5 protein-coding genes are annotated in these 4,863 nt (G+C 66.3%); 3 read left to right on the top strand and 2 right to left on the bottom strand.

From position 1 onward, the window contains the following. Nucleotides 1-778 precede the first annotated feature (778 nt). Complete coding sequence (locus tag PSD17_RS11800; protein WP_049803823.1) at nucleotides 779-1,099, top strand: antitoxin VbhA family protein; 321 nt, start codon at nucleotides 779-781, stop codon at nucleotides 1,097-1,099. A gap of 12 nt (nucleotides 1,100-1,111) precedes the next feature. Beyond that, on the top strand, nucleotides 1,112-1,696 hold the full coding sequence (locus PSD17_RS11795; protein ID WP_013678843.1) for a Fic/DOC family protein: 585 nt from the start codon (nucleotides 1,112-1,114) through the stop codon (nucleotides 1,694-1,696). 463 nt (nucleotides 1,697-2,159) lie between these two features. On the opposite strand, the gene PSD17_RS11790 is transcribed toward PSD17_RS11795, so the two are convergent. After that, on the bottom strand, nucleotides 2,160-3,242 hold the full coding sequence (locus PSD17_RS11790; protein WP_013678842.1) for a class I SAM-dependent methyltransferase: 1,083 nt from the start codon (nucleotides 3,240-3,242) through the stop codon (nucleotides 2,160-2,162). A 108-nt stretch (nucleotides 3,243-3,350) separates the two neighbouring features. After that, on the bottom strand, nucleotides 3,351-3,887 hold the full coding sequence (locus tag PSD17_RS11785) for a hypothetical protein (protein WP_013678841.1): 537 nt from the start codon (nucleotides 3,885-3,887) through the stop codon (nucleotides 3,351-3,353). An 888-nt stretch (nucleotides 3,888-4,775) separates the two neighbouring features. Here PSD17_RS11785 and PSD17_RS11780 point away from each other — a divergent pair. Beyond that, the coding region (locus PSD17_RS11780) for an S-adenosylmethionine synthetase N-terminal domain-containing protein (RefSeq protein WP_339122652.1) at nucleotides 4,776-4,863 on the top strand (88 nt) is incomplete at its 3' end.

Here is a 4,863-nt window from a genome sequence, read left to right as displayed (position 1 = left end):
CTCCGGTGGCCGCCGAGCTGCGGACCGCGGCGTGGCGGTTGATCGCGCTGCGCGCGGTCGCCGGGCCCCGCAGGGACGGCGGAATGCGGGTCGGATTTTCAGAATTGCAGGCGGAACCGGTTAGACAGGTGCCCGGTCGGACTGAAAACGTCGAGGCCGCCCCACCGAGTTCGCCCCGATGCCCCGAAGCTGCGCGGCGATCCCCTCTTAAACACTCGGGCGGATCTCATCTGATGGCTCTCGGCCGCTCTATCGGGTACATTCTGCGTCGAGCGCCTTGCTCAGACACGACGGAAGGGCCTCCGTGGACTGCAATCCCGAAGAAGTTGCTACGCCCTATCCACATTTGGCGCCCCGTCGGGACCGATCTCCGCGACAGAATCCGCGCGAAAACTGATGGTGGTCACCGGCCGAGATCAGGCCAACAGGTTGCGATCCGCCGCAAAAACCGCAGCAGCAGCGCACCCGTCGGGTGAGTGGCCGGAACGGCAGGACCAGGCCCTGACTGCGTTGCGAGGCCTAGCCGCGTTCCTTGCAATGCACCCGACAGACCCCGTCGCTGCGTCGATAGCACGCAGTCTCGCCGAATGGTAAGCCGTCTGTTTCTCGAAGAATGTTGCGCCATGGTAGGCAATAAGGGACTGGCTGCCTCTGCCCGGCTGCCGCTGGTCGAGCACCGTCATCAGATCAGGAGTGGGCGACGATGCGGACCCGGGCCGACGGCCAGAACCGATCTCTACGGACACCAACATGTACAGGTTCGGGTACCCTTCTGCGTGTGAGCATCCCGGAGGTTCTCTCGATCAGCGAGCTGCGCGAGCACCTTGCCGATGCGATGACCCAGGCACGCAGCGCGTCCGGGGGGCCCGTCTACGTCGGGCGTCATCGTCGAGCCGAGGTCGTGCTGCTCTCCGCCGACCGCTACGCCCAACTGTTGGCCGACGAGCGCCGATCAGCGGTAGCCGACGCGATCGGCTCAACCCGGGCCGAAGGCCTCGAGCTCAGCGAGTTCGGAGAAGCCGTGATGCGTGAGGTCGCCGACGGAACCCTGAGCTTCGCCGAGGCCCGAACACGCCTGCTGACCCACTACCGACGCTGACCATCCGCGTTCGTGGCGAGCTGGGACCCCTACCTTGATCCCGAGTCCGGTGTCCTGCGTAACCGTCTGGGAATCACCGACCCCCACACGCTGAGCCAAGCCGAGGCCGCCATCGCGACAAACGCGATGGCCCAGCTCACTCGCTCCCCCCTACCCGGGCACTACGACCTCCGCCACCTGCAGGCATTCCACCGCTTCATCTTCGGGGACATCTACGAATGGGCCGGGGAGCTACGCACCGTCACCTTGGGCAAGGCCGGACAGATGTTCTGCCCGCCCCACGACATCCAACGACGAGCCGGCCAGCTCTTCCTCGGCCTGGCCGCGCGCGACCACCTGCGCGGGTTGGACCGGGAGCCCTTTCTCGACGAGCTCACCGCGTTGCTCGCCGCCCTGACGTTCCTGCATCCGTTCCGCGAGGGAAACGGCCGGACACAGCGCGCGCTGCTCGCTCAGCTCTCCCGCGACGCCGGGTACACCCTCCGGTGGGCCGTCCTCGACGCCGGTGAGAACGCCAGCGCTTCACGCGCAGCCCACGACGGCGATCTCAAGCCACTGCGGACCATGCTCAGCACCGTGTTGATCAGTCCGGCCTGACCTCCGGGGGCCGGTGAGCGTCGCTGGTGGAGGAGGCCCCGGCGAGTGCGGTAGTAGCGAAGGGTGAGCGCTTGCCCGTTAGTAGCGACGGAAGTGATCAGCGTGTTGTGATGGTCGCGCTGTCATAAGAGTTCGGCTAACTACTTCACTGGATAGCCGCAGGTCGGAGCATTATGCATTATTCATCGCCCGGTATGTCCGATACTCGCGACCGACAGTAACCGTCTCCGGCGCTGGCGCAGTGGACCGCCGCCGCATGATCATGCACGACTCACGACTTGGACGGCCGCACTGACCCATAGTCTGATGCGCATACATGCAATCCGTACCGGGACCGAGGGCTGGCGGCGGCCGCGTTCACATGGCGTGCGCAGCCGCCACCTCATCCCTCACATCAGGAGGCGGGCGGACCCCGCAACCGTCGTCCCTCGCGGCCTCAGCCCCGGCGGCGTAACAGATGCAGTCACGGCTGCCCGGCAGCCTGGTGGGCGCGCAGTCGCGTCCGGAGCCTCACCAGCGACCTGAGCAGCGGCTGGCTGAGCGCTCGTGCAAGACGCCGGGGCGGGCTCACGAGCATGAGCCACGCGCCGGCGACCCTGAGGTGATGTCCGAGCCCGCGCGTCGGGGTCTTGCGGTACCCCACCATTCCGTAGCCGGCGGGGCCGATCGGTACGAAGCCGGCTCGACGTAGGTCGTAGACGGGGCGCAGGTCATCGTCATACAGGTGCCACTCCGTCTCAGGAGCGGCAGCTCTAATGTCGAAGTTGGCCACGAGGATCCCGTCGGGGCCAAGCGCAGCGTGTAGCTCGCGGCAGGTGGTGTAGACGTCCGGGACGTGGGCGAGGGTGTCGATCGCGGTGATCGCGTCGTACGCCCCTGCGGGGAGCTTGTCGGTGTGGAGATCGATGTAGGCGATCTCGTCGCCGCGGTTCTGATGGCGGAACCTTGCGAAGTCGAGCAGTGTCGAAGACAGATCCGCTGACGTGCTGGACCAGCCGTTGCGCGCGAAGAGCTGGCTCGTAATGCCGATTCCGGACCCGAAATCGAGGTGGCGGCGACCGGGCGCGTGCTGCTGGGCGAATCGAAAGGCCAACACGTTGGACGGGTCGGCTCGTCCTTCTGACTGCAGGTATGCCCACCAGGACAGGTCGAAACTCCAGGACTGCGTGGTCCGGTAGAACTCGACGCGTCCTGCGTCGCTGCCGGAGGCATTCGTCCTGCGCCATTCGTCGACGCTTGTCTCCTCCCAGTTCAGGCAGGCCTTGCGTGCCTGCTCGGGAGTCATGTCGTAGTACTCGGCGAGGTCGCCCAGGATGGAGTCGCGGACAGAGCGTTCGCCAGCGCGCAGTGCATCGACGAACGACGCCATCTCGGGACTCTCGAGCGCCTCGCGGCAGGCCGGGTCCCAGCCGTTGATGTCGACCGGGGGGAGGTCCAGAGGGTCGATGTACTCGCCTTGTTCGGCCTGCGGGGCGGCGGATTGCATTGCGCGCCACAGGCCTAGCCGCAGCGATTTGTATAGGGAGCGGTCGGTTGTCACGGACACGAGAAGTAACCCCAGGGATTCGGTGACGGATGCGTGCGCACGACGATCTGCGGGCTCACGCGAGTTCGACCTGTCCGGATGGCCGGTCAGGAAGTGTCGAAGCCGGGGTCACACAGGTGGGGCGCGTCCAGGGTTGGGGTCGATGGGGGTCCATCGGGTGAGGCCGACGACCCCGCCCATGCTGCACGCGAGCGCTGGTGGAGCCGCGTGGCTGCCGCTATAGACGGCGATCTCCGGGATCGCGCGGTCGAGGAAGATGGCCCAGAGCTGCCGTGCGACGAGGGCCACTCCCGCGTGTGCCACGCCGCCGACTACGAGAAGCCCGAACGGTGGCGCGCCATCGTGGTGAGAGCCGACGTGGGTCGCGATCTCGATGGCGATGTACACCGCGGGGGCCGTCGCGGCGAGCACCAACGTGGAGGACCCGGCCCGCGGCCGAGTGCGGCGAGCTGCTGTCGATGCGCACAGAACACCGAGAACGCTGGCGGAGACGACGAGAAGTGCAAGGGCCGCGATCGTCAGCGCGCCGATCGAGTCCGCCTGCGCGGCCGCGCCGCTATCTGTCGGCGCCTCGGCAAGCAGGGCGTGAGTGACCAGGTGAGTGAGTCCCCAGAGACCGGCGGCGAGCCCGACAGAGCGCAGCATGGAGCTCGCCCCTCGGCTTATGGCTGTCGTCACCGTGGACTCCTCGAGGAGGTGTTCGCGCCCCGGAGACTAGGTGCAGCGGATTCCGTGTGCCTCCCCGGGGCTGACCAGTCTGGTGATCGGCGCGGCATCCCAGTTCACTGACGGGCTCGGAACGGGGGCATGTGCGACGCTGAGTGCACCCCACCTACTGTTGCGACCGTGGACAAGCGACGCGCCAGCCACCGGCTTGGGCGGCTGCTCGCTGTGCTGGCGGGTCTCGTGGTTGTCGCAGCTTGCTCGCTCGTACTCTGCTGCAGCATGTCCTCGCCGGCGGACGGCTCAAATCCTTCGGTAGGCAGCGCTGGAAGCGCGCCTCACGCCCACGCCGTCCAGGACAGTACCTGGGCGGGCCTCGGCCTTCGGTCCGTGGACGCCGCCGCCGGAGCCGCATTCGCTGACCCCATGAGTGCGTCTCGGCACGGTGTCTCGCTCGCCGACGAACGAGCTATTCTAGCGTGCTCACACGCTTTCCGTGACGGCGTCTTCGCGGTTCTGACCGCGGTCATGCTATTGGTGCTCACAAGAATCCGAAGGCATGCCCTAGCCGACGGCCGTGATGTTCGTGCGAACTGGCGAGGCCGCCACTACACCAGGTGCAGCTCGCTGGCCACATCTGTCAGATTAGCCCAGCTATGCGTGTTACGTACGTGATGTGATCCTCGCCCCTCCGATGGCGCTCTTCCGCGGCTGTTCGAGGAGGCGTTCTACAGGACGGCAGCAGTCCCAGTTTCGGTTCTTCCTGCCATTTTCCTCCTTTCACGCGAGCAGCCCCTACTGCTGCCTCCGTGAAACCTTCTATCTATCCAATCTGGCGCTAATTCCGTTTGTCTTCCGAGGAGATTCAGGATGCCTTCGTCCAACATGCGCTTGTTCACCAGCGAATCGGTGACCGAGGGACACCCGGACAAGATGTGTGACGCGATCAGCGACTCCG

Origin of the sequence: Pseudonocardia sp. D17 (genome assembly GCF_036984265.1) — a bacterium.
Taxonomy (GTDB): domain Bacteria; phylum Actinomycetota; class Actinomycetes; order Mycobacteriales; family Pseudonocardiaceae; genus Pseudonocardia; species Pseudonocardia benzenivorans.
This window is presented reverse-complemented; position numbering and strand designations above follow the sequence as displayed.

Excerpts from the sequence above, each read along its gene's own strand:
- PSD17_RS11785 (WP_013678841.1), bottom strand. The coding sequence starts at position 3,887 with ATGCTGCGCTCTGTCGGGCTCGCCGCCGGTCTCTGGGGACTCACTCAC.